The sequence below is a fragment of the Ancylobacter oerskovii genome (assembly GCF_018390555.1).
In the GTDB taxonomy this organism is placed as follows: Bacteria; Pseudomonadota; Alphaproteobacteria; order Rhizobiales; family Xanthobacteraceae; genus Ancylobacter; species Ancylobacter oerskovii.
This window is the reverse complement of record NZ_JAHBGB010000007.1, coordinates 1-18,289: the sequence shown is the minus strand read 5'-3', so window position 1 is coordinate 18,289 and position 18,289 is coordinate 1. Positions and strand designations below refer to the sequence as shown.

Below are 18,289 nucleotides of genomic sequence, written 5' to 3'. Positions count from 1 at the left end.
CGTTCATGCTTCGGCGCGGCTGATCGTGGTCGCGCCGGCGGGCCCCGCGAGGATGACGCGGCTCGCCAGATTTATGAAGAGACCATGCTCGACAACGCCCGGCACGTTGGAGAGCTGCGCCGCCAGCGCCGCGGGATCGGGGATCTCGCCATAGGCGGCATCCAGGATGAGATTGCCCTGGTCGGTGACGAAAACATGGCCGTCGGCGCGGCGGCGCAGCGTCAGCACGCCCTGGCAGCCCGCCGCCTTGGCGGCGGCGGCGATGCCGCGACGGACGGCGGCGATGCCGAAATCCACCACCTCGATCGGCAGCGGAAAGGCGCCGAGCGTCTCCACCTTCTTGGAGGCGTCGGCGATGACGATCATCTCGCGGGAGGCCGCCGCCACGATCTTCTCGCGCAGCAGCGCGCCGCCGCCGCCCTTCACCAGCGCCAGGCCGGGGCCGACCTCGTCGGCGCCGTCGACGGTGAGGTCGAGCGCGGGATGCTCGTCCAGCGTGCCGAGCGGCACGCCGAGCTTCTCGGCCAGGGCGCGGGTCTGCTCGGAGGTCGGCACGCCGACCACGTCGAGCCCCTGCGCCACCCGCTCGGCGAGCAGCTCGACGAAATGCTTGGCGGTCGAGCCCGTGCCGAGGCCGAGCTTCATGCCGCCGCGCACGGATTCCAGCGCCAGCGCGGCAGCCTGACGCTTCATGGTTTCGACATCGGACACGAGGGCGCTCCCGGAAAACTGACGCTGCCTAACCCCGAAACGCAGTCGCGACAAGCCCCGGCGCGGCGTATCAGTGCGCCGGGGCGGTGCACACCACCGAGGCTTCCACCCCGCCGCCCTCCTTGGGCATGTCGCGCACATAGCAGATGCTCATGGCCCCGGTCTTCACATTGACGCGGAACACGCCGGTCTCGCCGGAATAGCGGGTGGACACCATATCGTAGGTGCCGGGCTCGCCGGCGCCGGCGCTGGCATCGCGCGGGAAGCAGCGGGTGACGCCGACCACGCTGCCTTCCGGCCGCTCGAACTGGCAGGCCGAGACCTCGCCGGTGCGGGTGTTCACGGAATAGAGCCGGTTGGCCTGCACCGAGGGCGGGGACCCGAACACATAGCCGTCGCCCTCGCCGGACGAACCGGGAGCCGTCGAGGAGGTGCCGGCCGGCGCCGGGGCGGCGGGCGAGGCTGCCTGGGCGAGGGCCACGCCTGCCGTCAGCGCCGCCAGCGGCAGGCCCAGCAACGTGGCGCGCGCGATATGCCGCAGCTCGGCGGCCCGGCGCCGGAGGACGGAAAAGTGCAAGCACGTCATATGTGTTCTCCCGAATGCCTCGCCTGCATAGCACTCCGCCATGCGGCGCGCACCGGCCGCAAGCTGGACAGGGAAAGCGGCCGGATTGTAGGCAGGTGTCGTCCTGCTCCGCGCTTCTCCGCAACATTCAGGAAAACGCCATGTCGACCGCTGCCCGCCCGCCCGTCATCGCCTTCGATCTCGACGGCACGCTCGTCGATACCGCGCCCGACCTGCTGAACACGCTCGACGTCATCCTGCGCGAGGCCGGCGCGCCGGCGCTGCCGCACGAGGAGACGCGGAAGATGATCGGCGCCGGCGCCAAGGCGCTTCTGCTGCGCGGGCTCGACGCCGCCGGCCTGAAGCTGCCGGAAGACAAGGTCGAGCATCTCTATCTGCGCTTCCTCGACCACTATGCCGACCACATCGCCGACGAATCGCGGCCGTTCCCCGGCCTGCTGCCGGCGCTCGACCGGCTGGCGAGCGAGGGCTACGTGCTGGCGGTGTGCACCAACAAGCTGGAATGGCTGTCGCGCCGGCTGCTGGAGCGGCTGGAGATCGCCGACCGCTTCGCGACGATCGCCGGCGGCGACACCTTCCCCGTCCACAAGCCGGACGCCGCGCATCTTCTCGGCACCATCGAGGCCGCCGGCGGCAGCCCGGCGCGGGCGGTGATGGTCGGCGACAGCATCACCGACGTCACCACGGCGAAGAACGCCCGCGTGCCCTCGATTGTGGTGCCGTTCGGCTATACCGAGACGCCGGCCGCCGAGCTCGGCGGCGACGTGCTGATCGCGCATTTCGACCTGCTCCCCGACACGGTGGCGCGGCTGCTCGTGCCCGCGTGAGGCGGTGCCGGGCTGCCCGCTCGGGGCAGGCGGGCGACATCTCCGGCGTGGATGACGCGCTTGCCCGCTTGACACCCGTCGGGTGGAACCAGTAAATCGCGCCACCTCGATGGCGGCGGGCGATTAGCTCAGCGGGAGAGCACTCCCTTCACACGGGAGGGGTCGCAGGTTCAATCCCTGCATCGCCCACCATCGACGTTCTCCCTTATCGACCCTCAGTGGCCCGGCAGCGCGCGGTTCCGCCTCGTGCGGCGGTTTTGCTGCGCGCATCGCCGGCCGTGTCGCGTGCCGTGCCTGTCGGCGCACACCTTTCCCCTCGTTGCTTTCGCCTCCCTCATCGCTTGCGTCGCGGGCGCTGCCGGCGCCGATGCGTCTTCGCGCGCTCCCGGACGGGCCTGCCAGGCCTCGGCCATGTGTTGAGACGCGCCAAGCAATGCAACTATAGATTTATTTGAATATTTTGTTCCCTCAATGAGGGCATTATTCTTTCCTCTCGCAGCGGAATCCACCCTATTGCACCGCAAGCATGGCTTGCGCATCGCAAAAAGATTCCTGATAGTGAGATCTATCCCAGCGTAATGTTAGTGCAGACACTCGTATAACGTAGCGTATTTGCATCGATTGAATCAGGCACGGCCGCGATGCGGCCGGGCGCAGGCTCTGTTTTGCTTGGGGAATCTCGATGAACCTTCTGTTCGTAGGCGGTTCCAATTCCGTCATGAATCCCGGCTATGTCAGCTATACGCTCGACCATCTGCGTGCGGCGGGCCATGAGATTCTCAGTCACAACATCAGCGTCGGCGCCAATAACTGCCTGATCGGGCTCGAGCAGGTGCGGCTGTTCGGGGACCTGTCGAAGATCGACAAGGTCGTCATCGAATTCGCCGTCAACGACTACAAGATGGTGACGCCGCGCAGCCTCCAGACCTGGCAGCGCGGCTATGAGGGGCTCATCCGCTACATCCTCAGCCAGAATCCCCATGTCGAGATCTACAACCTGCTGCTGGCGCCGCGCGACACGCTGGCGCCGCGCATCGCCCGTCTGCGGCAGGGGCTGCAGGCGATCACCCGGCACTATGCGCGCGGGGCTTCGGTGTTCCTGGTCGATTTCGACGCCTATCTGCGCCGGCGCGTCGACAACAATCCGGCGGAGCTGCGCAAGTTCTACGAGGACAGCACGCATTACCGGCGGCCGAAGGGCGCGGCCGTGGTGGCGCGCTATCTGGCGCATGCCCTGATGCGCCAGGTGGTGCCGGTTCCCGCCCGCCTGCCTCCGGCCCTGTGCGCGAACACCTTCGACGCCTCCCGGCTGTACGACCTGTCGGCGATGGACCATGCGGTGGTGCGCGACTTCCGCAATTCGCGCTTCCAGCGGCGCTCCCACCAGCTCATGCCGGGACAGAAGCTGGTGGTGAACCTGCCGGGGCCGCTGATCACGCTTTCCTTCCTCGCCACCTCCAACAGCCAGCCGCTGCTGATCGAGGAAGAGGACGAGGCGCCGGTGTTCATCTACACCGCCCATGCCAGCATGGTGCCGACGCCGCACAAGTTCCTGATCAAGAACTTCGTCTTGGGCGGCCGGCAATGGTCGATTCCCGGCGCGCTGGGGCCGCGAAAGGTGACGCTGACCGCCATCGACAACCAGGAGGTCAGCGAGCCGCTGAAGGCCTTGCTGGCGGACCGGAACAACATGATCCCGCCGAGCGACCAGGGCGGGGCGGTGTATCTCTCCAACCTGCTCTATTTCACGCCCACCGCGGGCGAGGCGACCGCGTTCCGCGACCGGGAGGCGGAGGCCGGCATGGCGATCGCCGCCGAATAGGCGCCGAGCCGTCAGCTCCGCCGCCGCTTCCTTGCCCGCCATTGGCCGTACAGCACGGTCGAGGCGCCAAGGATGGCGGTGAGCTGGGAGGAGAGGGAATCGACGCTCGGCGGCGTGCCGTCGGCGATGTCGAGCCCCAGCGCATAGAGCCCGCCAATCAGCGCCACCAGGGCGCCGAGCGTTATGCGCGCCGCGTACCGGGGTTCGGCGAGGCCGACCTCATCGCCCGGCGCGACGGCAAGCCTCGCGGCCGGCTCGCGTTCCAGTTCGGCAATCACCAGGGTGACGATCTGGGCCGCGGCGTTGCACGGCACCGTATCCTGCGGCGAACGAATGACCGCCTCGACGGCGCCGCGCACGGCGTGAGTCAGGACATCCTGTGAAATGGTCATGACGAACTCCCACGCAAGACCGGTTGGATGGGGAAGGGATCGCCGGCGAAGGCCGCCGCCGGTGCGTCCGCCGGCCGTGGGGGACGCGGTGCGGCGGCGGCCGCGTCGGCTGGCGCGCCGGACCATGCACGCCCCACCTCGCTCACGCCCTCCGCGGTGCCATCCAGCACCGCCGCCAATGCGGCGCGGATGTCGCGGCGGACGGCGCTGGAGGGGTCCGGCGTGCGTGCGGCGGTCAGGCGCGTGAATTCGGTGATCTTGCCGTCATGCGACCACCGCCCATCGAAGAAGAGGGCGCATTCCTTCTGCCGGCGGGGGATCACCGGCGCCGGCCGGTTCCATTCCATGAAGGCCCGGCGGGCCATGGCGTCATCGCCGGCCAGCCACAGGCGCACCCATGAGGCGCGGGCGATCGCGCCGGTATTGTAGTGGAAGGACAATGCCGCCGCGAACTGGCTCCGGGACAAGGGCCGGCCGCGAAAGGCGTCGCCTGTGGCGGGGACGTAGCGTTGCTCCAGAAGCCACACATAGACAGCCAGGCAGCGTTCCAGCGTCTGCGGCCTGTCGATGTAGCGTTCGACGCGATGCCCCGAGGCGCTGGTGATGCCGATGGACCATGTCCACAGGCCCCGGGTGTCCTTGTAGGCCTGTCGCACCAATCCTTCGTGCGAGGCGAGCTCGAGCGCCACCTCGATATCGATGGGGTTCATGTCGGAGCTCCGGTATCGGGAGGAAGGGGCCGCCGGCGGGCGGCCCCGGAAATCGGCCCGAAGGCCGCATCGCCCCGTCCGCCTCGGCCGATTCCGGCGCGCGGCCGGAACCCCTGGACGGTGTCTGGAGCCCGCCGGGAGGAAGGCGTGGCTCCAGAAATGCAAAAGCCGCCCAGCGGGCGGCGGACGGGGCGGGCAAGCGCGTGGCGGTCGGATGTCTCCGGCCGTCAGGCGTTGTTGGTGAAGGAGACCAGATAGAGCAGCCCGCCGCTCATGACGAAGGTCGCCCGATCCTCGGCCGTGTCGAGCGTCAGGTTGCCGGTCATGCGCAGATTGCCGGTGTTGTCGGTGAGCGTGAGGGTGAAGGCGCTCGCATCCCTGGAGAGGACGAGCAACTGCCCGTCGCGCACGCCGCTGATCGTGGTGACGTTGGCGTTGGCGGTGAGACCGGCGGCGGCCCGCACGACGGCGGCGCGGCTGGTCGACACCGCGATGCTGCTGCCCGAGACCGAAACCGGGAAGGCCTGATCGCCGAAATTGTTGCCGAACGCCACGAGCTTGAGCGCGCCGACGTCGGCCTTGATCGCCGGCAGCGTTCCACGCTCGACATTGTCGACCAGTTCGAGGTCCCCGGCGCTCGACCAGCCTCCGGTGGCCGCGGCGTTGAGGCTCAGATGTGCGGTGCCGATGTTTTCGAATTCATTGTCGAGCACGCGGATGTTCTTCACCAGCTCGCCGGCGGCGCCGGCATGAAGCACGGCGATGGTGCCGTTCTTGAGCCGATTGCCGCGGATGACCCAGTTGGAACCGTCGGTCTTGGTGGGGATGTTGCCGGCGATGATCGGGCTGGTCGTGGTCAGGCCGGTGATGTCGCAACCGGAGATCTCGACATTGCTCTGGTGCCTGCCGAAGAACCTGACCGGCTGGCCGCCGACGATGGTGCAGCCGCGCACGACCAGCCTGTCGAAGGACTGGTGGGCGACGAGGCCGGCGTCGGTATCGCCCTGCGCGCGGAAGCTGCAATTGACCAGCTCCACGGTGCCGGACGACGGATCCTCGGTATAGGCCGAAGGGTCGTCATTGCCCGAGATGCCGGTACCCGCGCCGCAATCGAGGTCGACCGCCACCCAGCGGACGTTCTTGCCACGGATCTGCCCGCCTGAAATCTGCCGGCCGATATGGCCCACAAGCTCGACATTGTAGGACTGATGGCCGCCCGGCTGGGTGAAGCAGGCCATGGAATAGCCGCCGGTGATCATGATGTTCTGGGATATGACGGCCTCGCTGAGCGAGGAGGCGTCGTCCGCCCAGCCGGCGACCGAGGCGGCGCCGAGATCGATGGCCCGGCGGCAATATTCGCCGATCGGCGAGACGATCGAGGCGCGGCTGCAGCCGCCGATGCTGCGGCCGTAGAACCACGGGCTCGTCGGGTTGGTGTTGGTGGTGTCGCTGAGCTTGCGCCCCACCGTCTTGGGCGTGTCGAGCGACAGCGAGGCGCAGAGCGTGTAGCCGATGGAGCTGCCGGGGAAATTCTCGACGCCGGTGTGCTCGTCCCGGACATGGGTGAAGAAGCGGATGGCGAGGAAGCTGGTGCCCTGGTCTTCTTCCAGCTCGCCGTGTCCCGGCCCGACGCCGCGCAGGCCGGCGAGCACGAAATGGCCGGCCAGGGCGATCTTCCGCACATTCACCGTGCCACCGGAGATGGGGTAGCCATGCGACAGCGGGGTGGCCGCTGCCATCAGGTCCGGCTGGCTGTTGGGATTGCGGATCTGGATCAGCTCGCCCTTGTACTGCACGCCGAAGCCGGACTCGCCGGAGATGCCGTTGAAATAGTCCCAGGTCGAGGTCACCGCGACCCAGCCGCCGCTGGCGAAGCCGTCATTGTCGACGACGCTGAGCGCGGTGGTGTTCTGGAGGGCCTCGGCCTTGAGGGTGGTCCTGGTGACGCCGTCATAGCCGGGACCGGTCACCGTCAGCCAGGGAAGCGTGGTCACGTAGCTGGAGCCGGAGAGATCGACCACGCCGCTCCCCAGGCCGTCGATCTCGAGGTCCGCGTCCTGCGGGATGCGGATGCGAAGGCCGGGAAGCACGCACACATAGCGGCCGGGCATTTCGACCCGCAGCCGGGTGAGGAGCGGCGCGTTCGGATCCATCAGCGTGTTGATCCGCTTCACCAGCCGCGTCATGGCGTTGTCGTCGTTGGCCTCGGTGCCGCCGGTGTCGTAGCGGCCGCGGAACATGTCGGGGCGCAGCACCCCGTCCAGCGGGACCGGGAGATAGGTCGCGCCCATGAGGATCTGCTGGCCCTGCTCGAGGAACTCCTTCAGTGAGATGTCGTCGAGGCGGCCGTCGAAATAGGTGGAGCCGACGATGCGGATCTGGTTCTCGCCCGGCTGCGCCGTGAAGACGATATTGCCGTCGCCGCTGCCGCTGGTGCCGACGACCCGCGCCTCGCCGCCATGCGGCGAACCGGCGATGTTGGCGTTGCTCACCACATAGGCGGTCCAGCTGCCGGCCTCGCGCCCGGAAATATCGAAGCGCAGCCGGTAGGATTTGAAGGCCTCGAGGGCCAGCGCCTGGGAGGACAGCTTCTTCTCGCCGGAATTCGGCCCGAGATGGTCGGGCGGGGTGCCCTGCCAGGTCCAGCCCGACAGGTACCAGTCGAGCGACGGATCGGTGGCGAAGTTGCCATTGGTGAGGATCTCATCGCCGTCGATCGGCAATGTCGAGCTCTGCAGCGCGAACAGCGTCTCGCCGCCATCGCCGAAGGCGAAGCGACCGCCGATGCGGATGCGGCCCGGCAGCGGGCTGTCGGGCAGTGCGTTACGAGCATCCGCGAGGGTGGGGAAATAGGCGTCCATTTTCAGGTCTCCAAACAAAAAAAGCCGCCTTGCGGCGGCCAGGGGGATTGGGTCATGGGGAATGGGCTGGCATTGGCCGGCCGATGCTTGGCCGGTTCGTCGTCAGGGCGCGGATCGCGCATACGAGGCTGAGATCTCGCCGGAGATGGCGCGAAGGGCTGGCGCTCTCGCGACGGGAGGCGCTTGCGTGTCGCGATGGGAGATTTGAGGGTGTTCGGTCTCGCGAACCCGCCCGTCCAGGCCGGTCAACCGGCACAAAGGCTTGAGGGAAGCAAACTCGACGTCGCGATGAGGGTCAATGTTCTATCGCGACGTGTTCGAGAGATGCGAAGGGTATCGAGTTCCGGCGTGAGGCGTGAGATGTGCAGGAGGATGGAGGGGAAGCAATTATTCCGATTTAGATGTCGGATGTCGAAATAAAAATCCCCGAAAAACAATGTTTTCCGGGGAAGAATTTCTATCATTTCATTTCGCACTCAGAGTATCGCTGGTTAATATTTCTGTCAACTGCCATCATCATCGAAAATTATTTCTTCGGTGCTGGTCTCTACGGAAACCCGCCAGCTGCGCAGGCGGCGGGGGCGGCGCGCGGGGCTTTCGGCGCTCTCCACCGGTCGCGACAGCTTCCAGAGGACCGCCAGTTCCGAAAGCCCCGCTTTCAACGCGACCACGTCGTCGCCCGCTCCCACATCGTGAATGGCTACGCGCCCGACCACCGCGGCGATCCTTGGTCCATCCGCGAGGGCGAGCAGCGCGGCCTTGGCGGACGCATAGCGCCGCTTCAGGGCGTCGTGGCGGGCCTCGCTGTCGTCGGAAGGCGTCCGGCAATCGGCGAAGGCATCGGCGGCGAGCCGGCCGAGGGCCGATGTCATCCCGCCCGGCGCGGAAATGTCCCGACGATATGCCACAGCGAGCCTGCGGTAGTTTTGCCCGGCGGCGAACTCGATCTCCGTGATCTCGCCGGCGAGCACCAGCCGCCCGAGTTCGTTCTCGGCGAGCCGGCTGTGGCGAAGTTCCTTCGGCAGCCGTGCGCGATGCGGCTGGGCCAGTGCCACCGCCATGTTGTCCGCCTCTCGCGTCGCCTGGGCGGCCCTGGAGCGGGAGAGGCGGCCGGAGGCCGTGCGCGGGCGATTGCTCTGCTTGCGGCGAGCCATGGGAAGCTCCTGTTCTCTGCGCTGCCTCGGGGCAACGGGTCCGGTGCGATGTCGGGTTTCGGGCGCCGGCGGCTGTGCCGGTCGTGTGGACGTGCCACGCGCTGTGTCGGATCGCCCGGGAGCGAAGATCCGTGACGGTCAATCGGTCGACGCGTCGCCCGACGGCAGGGAGGCGATGGCGAGGCGTCAGGCATCGCCCCGTTCGGCGGCGCCGACATAGAGGTGCCAGGCGGAGGGAAGGATCACCCTGCGCGCATGCGGCTCACACCAGGAGAGGCCATGCCGCATGACGCGAGCCCCGCAGCATTGGGCGAAACCATCCGTTCCCTCGCCCTCGATCCAGGCGCATTGCAAGGGTGTCCGCGCCAGTATGGAGACCGGCAAGGCCGGCGCGACGCTGTCGTGATCCGCTACAGGCGGGGGCGAGTCGGAAGCCGGCAAATGACCGGAGCGCTCATGCGAGAAGGACGATGTTCGCTCGCTGACGGCGCCCGCCTGCGGAGAAGTCCATTCGATCCCGGCCATGTCGAGCATTTCCTGCTCGTCCAGCCAGGTGTCGATGAGGGGAGGGAAATATACCATATCGCTTGCCTTTCTTCTCGGGACGATGCAAAACGTATCGTAGCATGCGATGCGATTTGTATCTCGATGATACGATTTGCATCGTCGGGTGGGGAGGAGGACGCGATGGACGTCTCGGAGCGGCTGCGGCAGGCGCGGGAGCAGGCGGGATACGCCAGTGCGGCGGAGGCCGCGCGGGCCTTCGGCTGGAACGAGGTGACCTACCGCGCGCACGAGAACGGGGTGCGCGGGCTGAAGCGCGAGGCGATGGACAAATATGCCCGCGCCTTCCGGGTGTCGCCGCTATGGCTCTGGTCGGGCGAGGGCGCGCCGGACAAGCGCAACGTCGTCCAGGTGCTCGGCTATATCGGCGCCGGCGCCGAGGTGTTCACCATCGACGACCTCAGCAAGGGCGACGGTTTGGAGGAGGTGGAGCTCGACTTTCCGGTGCCCTATGGCAGCATCGCGCTGGTGGTGCGCGGCGATAGCCAGTATCCGGTCTTCGAGGATGGCGATCTCATCGGCTACCACGAGCGCAGCGAGGACCCGAACCTGCTGGTCGGCCGCATGTGCATCGTGCGCCTGCTCGACGGGCGGACATTCCTGAAGCGCCTGCGCAAGGGCGCGCAGCCCGGCCTGTTCACGCTGGCAAGCGCCAATGCCCCCGATATCGAAGACGTGCCGGTCGACTGGGCGGCGCGCTATACGTTTCACATTCCGTCCTATGCGTGGCGAAAGCCGCGTTGATACGATTAGTATCGTTTTGCTCGCTCTAATGCAAAACGAATTGCCGATGCCACGGTCGGAAGAGAGTCCGGTCCGGTGGATGGTCGGATTGATCGGCGCCGGCTCTGCGCTAGTCTGGATCGATGTGCAATCTCTACAGCCTGAAGACCAATGCCCGGGCGATCGCCGACCTGGTCGGCGCGCTCGACGACTACGCGATCAACCTGCCGCCGCAACTGGCGATCTTTCCCGACCAGCTGGCGCCCATCGTCCGCGGGCGCGGCGACGGCCGGCGCGAACTGGTCCGCGCGCGCTGGGGCATGCCGCCGCCGGCCTCGTTCGGTGGGCCGCCGGTGACCAATATCCGCAACCTGGCCTCGCCACATTGGCGCGACTGGCTCGGCCCGGCGCATCGCTGCCTGGTGCCGTTCACCTCGTTTTCCGAATATGCCCCGGAGCCCGATCCGGTGACGCGCCGCCGCGACATCGTCTGGTTCGCCCGTGACGAGGGGCGACCGCTCGCCTGCTTCGCCGGGCTGTGGACGCCCTGGCAGGGCACGCGCGGCACCCGCGCCGAGCCGGTGGAGGGGCGGCACGAAGTGTTCGGCTTCCTCACCTGCGCCCCCAACGCGGTGGTGGCCCCCATCCACCCCAAGGCGATGCCGGTGATCCTGACCACCGCCGAGGAGCGCGAGGCCTGGCTGCGCGCGCCATGGGAGGAGGCGAGGGCGTTGCAGCGACCCTTGCCGGATGACGGGCTGGCGATCGTCGCGCGCGGTCCGGCGAAGACGGATCCGCCGGAAGAGGAGGAGCCGCGACCGCCGCGGCCCGCCGCCCAGCTCAGCCTGTTCTGAGCCGAAAGGCCCGACCTGCGAAACGAAAAAGGCCCGGCGTGCAGCCGGGCCTTTTCTTTCCGCGCGCGACGGGCTCAGTCCTCGTCGCCGCCGACCGGCGCCTTGCGGCCGGTGATGAGGTAGAACAGCAGCGGCCCGAACAGCGCGAGGGCGGCCAGCGCATAGAGCGTCAGCGCGATCGGGCTCTGGAACAGCACCACCGGGTCGCCGACGCTGATCGCCAGCGCCCGGCGCAGCTGCTGCTCGGCCAGCGGGCCGAGGATGAGGCCCACCACCACCGGGGCGATGGGGTAGTCGTAGCGGCGCAGCACATAGCCGAGCAGGCCGAAGATCAGCAGCATGCCGAGCTCGACCAGCGACGGGTTGGCGCCGAGCGTGCCCAGCGTCGCGAAGACCAGGATGCCGCCATAGAGCCAGGGCCGCGGAATCGCCAGCAGCCGCACCCACATGCCGACCAGCGGCAGGTTGAGGATGAGCAGCATGACATTGGCGATGAACAGCGAGGCGATGAGGCCCCACACCAGATCCGGGTTGGTGGCGAACAGGAGCGGGCCGGGGTTCATGCCATATTGCTGGAAGCCGGCCAGCATGATCGCCGCCGTCGCCGAGGTCGGCAGGCCGAGGGTGAGGAGGGGCACCAGCACGCCGGCCGCCGCCGCGTTGTTGGCCGCCTCCGGCCCGGCCACGCCCTCGATGGCGCCGTTGCCGAACTCGTCCGGCTTCTTGCACAGCCGCTTTTCCAGCGCATAGGATAGGAAGGTCGGGATCTCCGCTCCGCCGGCCGGCATGGCGCCGATGGGGAAGCCGAGGAAGGTGCCGCGGATCCACGGCCACCAGGAGCGCTTCCAGTCCTCCTTGTTCATGAACACCGAGCCGCGCACCGGCTCGATCACCTCCTCCGCGCGCGAACCGGCGGCGGCGACCGACAGCGTCTCGCCGATGGCGAACAGCGCGACGGCGAGCGTCGTCACCTCGACGCCGTCGAGCAGGTCCGGCACGCCGAAGGAGACGCGCGCCTGCCCGCTCTGCAGGTCGATGCCGACGAGGCCGAGCGAGAGGCCGATGAACAGGCTGGTGAGGCCGCGCGTCACCGAGGAGCCGAACGCCGCCGACACGGTGGTGAAGGCGAGGATCATCAGCGCGAAATAATCCTCCGGGCCGAAGGAGATGGCGATGTCGACCACGGTAGGGGCGATCAAGGCGAGGCCGATGGTGGCGATGGTGCCGGCGACGAAGGAGCCGATGGCGGCGGTGGCGAGCGCCGGCCCGCCGCGCCCGGCGCGGGCCATCTTGTTGCCCTCCAGCGCGGTGACGATGGACGAGCTCTCGCCCGGCGTGTTGAGCAGGATCGAGGCGGTGGAGCCGCCATACATGCCGCCATAATAGATGCCGGCGAACATGATCAGCGAGCCGGCCGGGTCCAGCTTGAAGGTGATGGGCAGCAGCAGCGCCACGGTGAGCGCCGGCCCGATGCCCGGCAGCACGCCGACCGCGGTGCCGAGCATGACGCCGAAGAAGGCGAAGACGAGGTTCATCGGCTGCAAGGCAACCATGAGACCCTGGGCGAGTGCGCCGAACGTATCCATGGGTCAGAACCTCAGATCAGCCGCTCGAGCGGGCCGGCGGGCAGCGACAGTTGCAGGCCCTTGGCGAAGATGACGTAGATCACGAAGCACAGCGCCGCGCCGGCGAGGAAATGCGCCCAGACCGGCCCGCGGCCGAAGCCCTTCGCCGTGGCGGCGAACAGCCAGCCGGTGGCGATGGAGAAGCCGGCGAAGGGCAAGAGCACGATCTGCCCGACGAGACCGGCGAGCACCCAGACGATGGGCCGGACCTCGTCGCGCGGCCTCTCCTCCTCGACGCCCTTCATCGCCTCCACCGCGTTGGCGATGGCGAGCAGGCCGAGGCCGATGGCGATCAGGGTCGGGAAGGCCGCCGGCCCGACGGCCGTGTAGGAGGGGATGGCGGCGAGGCGCCAGGCTTCGCAGCCGATGACGGCCGCCAGCACGGCGAGCGCCAGGGCGATGACGAAGCGGGCCTTGTCCGGCTTCGAGCCGGAAGTAGCGGGAGTCGGGTCGGACATGGGTGCCTCTGGATGTCTCGGAGGGGACCGAACGGACCGGGCGCGGGGGCGCGTGGCGCGCCGGGATGCCAGTGACGTTGGGGACGGTGGCGGCGTCCTCCAAGGAAACGCCCGGACGCTGGGCGCCCGGGCGGCAGGAGCGGAGGAGAAGGGCGGCGCCGGCCGCCGGCCTCACTGGGCGAGGCCGATCTCCTTCAGCACCGTGGTGGTGGCGGCGATGTCGGCGGCGAGCTGCTTGTCGAAGGCTTCGCCGGCGAGATAGGTGTCGGCCCAGCCCTTCTGCTTCAGCATGTCGGTCCAGGCCTTGGACTTCGCCATCTTCTCGACGACCTCGGAGAGCTCCTTCTTCTGCTCCGGGGTGATGCCGGGGGCGGCGGCGACCATGCGCCAGTTCTGGATCTCGACGTCGACGCCGGATTCCTTGAAGGTCGGCACGTCCGGCGCCTCGGGCAGGCGCTTGGCGCTGGACACGCCGAGGATGCGCAGCTTGCCGGCCTTGGCCTGGGCGTCATATTCGGACAGGCTGGAAATGCCGGCCGTGACCTTGCCGCCGAGGATGGAGGCGAGCGATTCGCCGCCGCCGGAGAAGGCGATGTAGTTGAGCTTCTTCGGGTCGCCGCCGATCGCCTTCAGGATCAGGCCGGCAGCGATGTGGTCGGTGCCGCCCGCCGAGCCGCCCGCCCAGGAAACCTTGGAGGGATCGGCCTTCAGCGCCGCGACCAGATCGGCCATCGACTTCAGCGGCGAATTCGCCGGCACGGCGATGGCCTCGAACTCGCCGGTGAGGCGGGCGATCGGCGTCACCTGCGACAGCGTCACCGGCGACTTGTTGGTGATGATGGCGCCCACCATCACATAGCCGCCGACGATCAGCGCATGGGGGTCGCCCTTCGAGGCGTTGACGAACTGCGCGAGGCCGATGGTGCCGCCGGCGCCCGGCACGTTCAGCACCTGCACGTTGGACACCAGCTTGTCGGCCTGCAGCGCCTGCTGCATGGAGCGGGCGGTCTGGTCCCAGCCGCCGCCCGGCGCCGCCGGCGCCATGATCTTGAGTTCCGTCACCTCGGCCTGCGCGCCGACGAACGGCACGAAGCTGGCCAGCGCGGCGGCGACGACGGCCCCGCGGAGCATCTTTGTCATGGGTTTCCTCCAGTGGATGGCGGCATTGTTGCTCGGGATGGCGCCATTGCGTGTCGCCTGCAAGCTAGAGCGCAGCTTGAAACCTGTCGAGTTCCACGAAAGATGGAACGAAATTCTCATGTTGCGTCGCAAAATCGTTAGCTGCATTGCGGAAGGCGGCGTCGACGCGCCGTCGCCGGGACGTTCCTCTATGGCTCGTCGCCGCGATGCAGGCCGGGCTCGCGCGCCGGCCGCGGGCAAACGCAACGGCGCGCGGCAGGGCCCACGCCGGCGAATGGCTGGGCTGCGTCGGCCGCCGGACGGCTTGACGCCGCGCGGGCGCGGGGCGACATGGCGGGATGGACGGTGCAAGGGGCGTCGTCCGCGCGACCAGCCGGGAGGCCACCATGTCCAGCTACGACGTCGATCTGTTCGTGATCGGGGCAGGGTCCGGCGGCACGCGCGCCGCCCGCATCGCCGCCGGCCATGGCGCGAAGGTGAAGGTCGCCGAGGAATATCGCGTCGGCGGCACCTGCGTGATCCGCGGCTGCGTGCCGAAGAAGCTGCTCGTCTATGCCGCGCGCTTCGCCCATGAGTTCGAGGACGCGGCCGGCTTCGGCTGGAGCCTGCAGGGCGCGGATTTCGACTGGCCGACGCTGATCGCCAACAAGGACAAGGAGATCGCGCGGCTGGAAGGCGCCTATCGCGCCAATCTCGGGCGCTCGGGCGTCGAGATCGTGCCGCAGCGCGCCACCGTGGAGGGACCGAACGCGGTGCGCCTCGCCGACGGTACGCGCCTGACCGCGAAATACATACTGATCGCCACCGGCGGCCATCCCAATCTCGGCCCGGCCATACCGGGGCGCGACCTCGCCATCACCTCCAACGAGGCGTTCCATCTGGAGCGCCTGCCGACGAGCATCGTCATCCAGGGCGCCGGCTACATCGCGCTGGAATTCGCCTGCCTGTTCGCCGGCCTCGGCGCGAAGGTGACGATGGTGCATCGCGGCGACCGGTTGCTGCGCGACTTCGACGACGAGGTCGCCGAGCGCCTCGCCGGCGAGATGCGGGCGAGCGGCATCGATATCGTGCTCGGTGCCACCATCGCCGAGATCGCGCCGGAGGGGGAGGGGCGCAGGGTGCACCTGTCCGACGGGCGCGAGATCGTCGCCGACCAGGTGATGCTGGCCATCGGCCGCCAGCCCAACACCGCCGGCCTCGGCCTGGAGACGGCGGGCGTCGCGCTCGGCGACAACGGTGCCGTCAAGGTGGATGCCGGCTCGCGCACCAACGTGCCGTCGATCTATGCGGTGGGCGACGTCACCGACCGCCTGCAGCTGACCCCGGTGGCCATCCGCGAGGGCCATGCCTTCGCCGACACGGTGTTCGGCAACAAGCCGTGGACGGTGGATCATTCGTTGGTGGCGACGGCGGTGTTCACCGAGCCGGAGATCGGCGTGGTCGGCCTCACCGAGGCGCAGGCGCGGGCGAAGGGCTACCGGCTCGACATCTACAAGACCGATTTCCGGCCGATGAAAGCGACGCTGTCCGGGCGCGCCACCCGCGTCTTCATGAAGCTCGTCGTCGACCAGAAGACCGACCGGGTACTCGGCGCGCATCTGATCGGCGAGGCGTCGGCGGAAATGATCCAGATCGTCGGCATCGTGCTCGCCATGGGCGGCACCAAAGCGGATTTCGACCGCACCATCGCCCTGCATCCGAGCGCAGCGGAGGAACTGGTGACGATGCGGACCAAGGATCCGTCGAGCGACGGTCCCGAGCCCCGGCTGCCCGAGCAATCGGCGGAATCGACGCCGGCGATCTGAGGCATCCTTCGAGGCTCGCAGACGCTCGCACCTCAGGATGAGGGTGTGTAGGGGTCGGAACGGTTCTCGGATCGCCGGCACCGCCTCCGCGGGGCCGGGAACAGAGCCGCCGGTAGAGCGCATCCGCGCCCGGACAAGCATCCTTCGAGGCCGGTCTGCGGCCGGGCACCTCGGGATGAGGTGTGCGGGATGGAGTGCCGAAGGCAGGATTTCCGCCTGCATCGCTGCAATCCTGCCGCGGCGCGCATGCTCTGGCGCTTTCCGCGGGCTTGGGTGTATAAGGCCGGCCTTTTCCGCGCGGGAAGGAGACAACAAGCCGCGCGACGCTGCCGATGAGGAGGCAATCATGTCTGAACGCTGGACGCCGGATAGCTGGAGGGCCAAGCCCATTCAGCAGGTGCCGGAATATCCGAGCGCCGAAGCCCTGGCTTCGGTGGAGCGTCAGCTTGCCTCGTTTCCGCCCCTCGTTTTTGCAGGTGAGGCCCGGCGGCTGAAGCGCGAGCTCGCCAAGGTCGCCAAGGGCGAGGCCTTCCTGCTGCAGGGCGGCGACTGCGCCGAGAGCTTCGCCGAGCATTCGGCCGACAACATCCGCGATTTCTTCCGCGTCTTCCTGCAGATGGCGGTGGTGCTGACCTATGCCGGCGCCTCCCCGGTGGTGAAGGTGGGTCGCATCGCCGGCCAGTTCGCCAAGCCGCGTTCGGCGCCGACCGAGACCATCGGCGGGGTGGAGCTGCCGTCCTATCGCGGCGACATCGTCAACGATATCGAGTTCACACCGGAGGCGCGCATCCCCGATCCGCGCCGGCAGCTCGAGGCCTATCGCCAGTCGGCGGCGACGCTGAACCTGTTGCGCGCCTTCGCGACCGGCGGTTACGCCAACCTCGCCAACGCGCATCAGTGGATGCTGGGCTTCATCAAGGACAGCCCGCAGTCCGGCCGCTACCAGGCGCTGGCCGACCGCATCACCGAGGCGCTCGACTTCATGCGCGCCATCGGCATCAACCCGGAAACCCACCCGGAGATGCGGGCGACCGATTTCTTCACCAGCCACGAGGCGCTGCTGCTCGGCTACGAGCAGGCGCTGACCCGCGTGGATTCGACCACCGGCGACTGGTACTCGACCTCCGGCCACATGATCTGGATCGGCGACCGCACCCGCCAGCCGGACCATGCGCATCTGGAATATGCCCGTGGCGTGAAGAACCCGCTCGGCCTGAAATGCGGCCCGTCGCTGAAGCCGGACGATCTCATCCGCCTCATCGACATGCTGAACCCGGAGGACGAGGCCGGCCGGCTGACGCTGATCGCCCGCTTCGGCGCCGACAAGGTGGGCGACCACCTGCCGGAGCTGGTACGCGCGGTGAAGCGCGAGGGCCGCACCGTGGTGTGGTCGTGCGACCCGATGCACGGCAACACCATCAAGGCGGCGTCGGGCTACAAGACGCGGCCCTTCGACCAGATCCTCTCCGAGGTGAAGGACTTCTTCGCCGTCCATGCGGCCGAGGGCACCTATGCCGGCGGCGTGCATCTGGAGATGACCGGCAAGAACGTCACCGAATGCACCGGCGGCGCGCGGGCGATCTCGGATGCGGACCTGAAGGACCGCTACCACACCTATTGCGACCCGCGGCTCAATGCCGAGCAGGCCATCGAGATGGCCTTCCTCGTCGCCGAGTTGCTGAAGCAGGAGAGCGCCGGGCGCGAGCGGCCGGCCTTCGTCGCCGCGGAGTGAGGCAGGGGCTTGCCGGCGCTCATCGAGCCGGCGGCCTTCGCGTCCTCCAGCCAGAATGACGTCATGCCCGGGCTTGTCCCGGGCATGTGCGTTTTCATCCGGGCGCACGGGAAAAATCGTGGATGGCCGGGCCAAGCCCGGCCATGACGGAAAGGCGCTCGGCAGGGAGAGCGGGCGCGCCCCGCTGGGTGCGGCTTATGTCGGAGCGGCTCAGGAACGGGCCTGACCCGGGCATGTGCGTTTTCATCCGGGCGCACGGGAAAAAATCGTGGATGGCCGGGCCAAGCCCGGCCATGACGGAAGGGCGCTCGGCAGGGAGAGCGGG

Annotated in this window: 17 protein-coding genes and 1 tRNA gene; 7 read left to right on the top strand and 11 right to left on the bottom strand. The window is 68.3% G+C overall.

Annotated features, from left to right (window positions below):
* Positions 1–3 precede the first annotated feature (3 nt).
* Both rpiA and KHC19_RS07675 read right to left on the bottom strand, forming a co-directional pair.
* On the bottom strand, positions 4–693 hold the full coding sequence (rpiA, locus tag KHC19_RS07680) for a ribose-5-phosphate isomerase RpiA (RefSeq protein ID WP_213351803.1): 690 nt from the start codon (positions 691–693) through the stop codon (positions 4–6).
* Between the two features lie 88 nt (positions 694–781).
* Positions 782–1,297: a hypothetical protein gene (locus tag KHC19_RS07675; RefSeq protein WP_246548456.1), complete on the bottom strand. Its 516-nt coding sequence runs from the start codon at positions 1,295–1,297 to the stop codon at positions 782–784.
* A 140-nt stretch (positions 1,298–1,437) separates the two neighbouring features.
* Between KHC19_RS07675 and KHC19_RS07670 the strand changes: the two genes are divergently transcribed.
* From KHC19_RS07670 to KHC19_RS07660, 3 genes are all read left to right on the top strand, one after another.
* Complete coding sequence (locus KHC19_RS07670; RefSeq protein WP_213351787.1) at positions 1,438–2,124, top strand: HAD-IA family hydrolase; 687 nt, start codon at positions 1,438–1,440, stop codon at positions 2,122–2,124.
* A 117-nt stretch (positions 2,125–2,241) separates the two neighbouring features.
* Positions 2,242–2,316: transfer RNA gene (locus tag KHC19_RS07665), tRNA-Val, on the top strand.
* 490 nt (positions 2,317–2,806) lie between these two features.
* A complete protein-coding gene (locus KHC19_RS07660; RefSeq protein ID WP_213351786.1) occupies positions 2,807–3,946 on the top strand; it encodes an SGNH/GDSL hydrolase family protein in 1,140 nt (379 codons plus the stop codon).
* 11 nt (positions 3,947–3,957) lie between these two features.
* On the opposite strand, the gene KHC19_RS07655 is transcribed toward KHC19_RS07660, so the two are convergent.
* The 5 genes from KHC19_RS07655 to KHC19_RS07635 all read right to left on the bottom strand — a co-directional run bounded on the left by KHC19_RS07655 (position 3,958) and on the right by KHC19_RS07635 (position 9,645).
* Complete coding sequence (locus tag KHC19_RS07655; protein WP_213351785.1) at positions 3,958–4,338, bottom strand: hypothetical protein; 381 nt, start codon at positions 4,336–4,338, stop codon at positions 3,958–3,960.
* Positions 4,335–5,048: a lysozyme gene (locus tag KHC19_RS07650; RefSeq protein WP_213351784.1), complete on the bottom strand. Its 714-nt coding sequence runs from the start codon at positions 5,046–5,048 to the stop codon at positions 4,335–4,337. Before KHC19_RS07650 ends, KHC19_RS07655 begins: the two co-directional genes overlap by 4 nt.
* A gap of 227 nt (positions 5,049–5,275) precedes the next feature.
* Complete coding sequence (locus tag KHC19_RS07645) at positions 5,276–7,909, bottom strand: right-handed parallel beta-helix repeat-containing protein (protein ID WP_213351783.1); 2,634 nt, start codon at positions 7,907–7,909, stop codon at positions 5,276–5,278.
* Positions 7,910–8,412: 503 nt separating this feature from the next.
* Positions 8,413–9,063, bottom strand: coding sequence for a hypothetical protein (locus tag KHC19_RS07640; RefSeq protein ID WP_213351782.1), 651 nt, complete (start codon positions 9,061–9,063; stop codon positions 8,413–8,415).
* A 186-nt stretch (positions 9,064–9,249) separates the two neighbouring features.
* A complete protein-coding gene (locus KHC19_RS07635; RefSeq protein ID WP_213351781.1) occupies positions 9,250–9,645 on the bottom strand; it encodes a hypothetical protein in 396 nt (131 codons plus the stop codon).
* Positions 9,646–9,750: 105 nt separating this feature from the next.
* Here KHC19_RS07635 and KHC19_RS07630 point away from each other — a divergent pair, with 105 nt between their 5' ends.
* Both KHC19_RS07630 and KHC19_RS07625 read left to right on the top strand, forming a co-directional pair.
* Positions 9,751–10,371, top strand: coding sequence for a S24 family peptidase (locus tag KHC19_RS07630; RefSeq protein WP_213351780.1), 621 nt, complete (start codon positions 9,751–9,753; stop codon positions 10,369–10,371).
* Positions 10,372–10,493: 122 nt separating this feature from the next.
* Positions 10,494–11,204, top strand: coding sequence for an SOS response-associated peptidase (locus KHC19_RS07625; protein WP_213351779.1), 711 nt, complete (start codon positions 10,494–10,496; stop codon positions 11,202–11,204).
* Positions 11,205–11,278: 74 nt separating this feature from the next.
* Here the strand turns inward: KHC19_RS07625 and KHC19_RS07620 are convergent, their stop codons facing one another.
* The 3 genes from KHC19_RS07620 to KHC19_RS07610 form a co-directional block, all read right to left on the bottom strand.
* Complete coding sequence (locus KHC19_RS07620) at positions 11,279–12,790, bottom strand: tripartite tricarboxylate transporter permease (protein WP_213351778.1); 1,512 nt, start codon at positions 12,788–12,790, stop codon at positions 11,279–11,281.
* 11 nt (positions 12,791–12,801) lie between these two features.
* On the bottom strand, positions 12,802–13,287 hold the full coding sequence (locus tag KHC19_RS07615) for a tripartite tricarboxylate transporter TctB family protein (RefSeq protein ID WP_213351777.1): 486 nt from the start codon (positions 13,285–13,287) through the stop codon (positions 12,802–12,804).
* Positions 13,288–13,458: 171 nt separating this feature from the next.
* A complete protein-coding gene (locus tag KHC19_RS07610; RefSeq protein ID WP_213351776.1) occupies positions 13,459–14,427 on the bottom strand; it encodes a Bug family tripartite tricarboxylate transporter substrate binding protein in 969 nt (322 codons plus the stop codon).
* Between the two features lie 386 nt (positions 14,428–14,813).
* On the opposite strand from KHC19_RS07610, the gene gor reads away from it, so the two are divergent.
* Both gor and KHC19_RS07600 read left to right on the top strand, forming a co-directional pair.
* Positions 14,814–16,232 carry a glutathione-disulfide reductase gene (gor, locus tag KHC19_RS07605; RefSeq protein WP_213351775.1) on the top strand — a complete coding sequence of 473 codons (1,419 nt, stop codon included), beginning with the start codon at positions 14,814–14,816 and terminating at the stop codon, positions 16,230–16,232.
* Between the two features lie 346 nt (positions 16,233–16,578).
* Entirely contained in the window at positions 16,579–17,964 is a 1,386-nt protein-coding gene (locus tag KHC19_RS07600) for a class II 3-deoxy-7-phosphoheptulonate synthase (RefSeq protein WP_213351774.1), read from the top strand.
* Positions 17,965–18,058: 94 nt separating this feature from the next.
* On the opposite strand, the gene KHC19_RS07595 is transcribed toward KHC19_RS07600, so the two are convergent.
* A partial coding sequence (locus KHC19_RS07595) for a hypothetical protein (RefSeq protein WP_213351773.1) occupies positions 18,059–18,289 on the bottom strand: 231 nt, incomplete at its 5' end.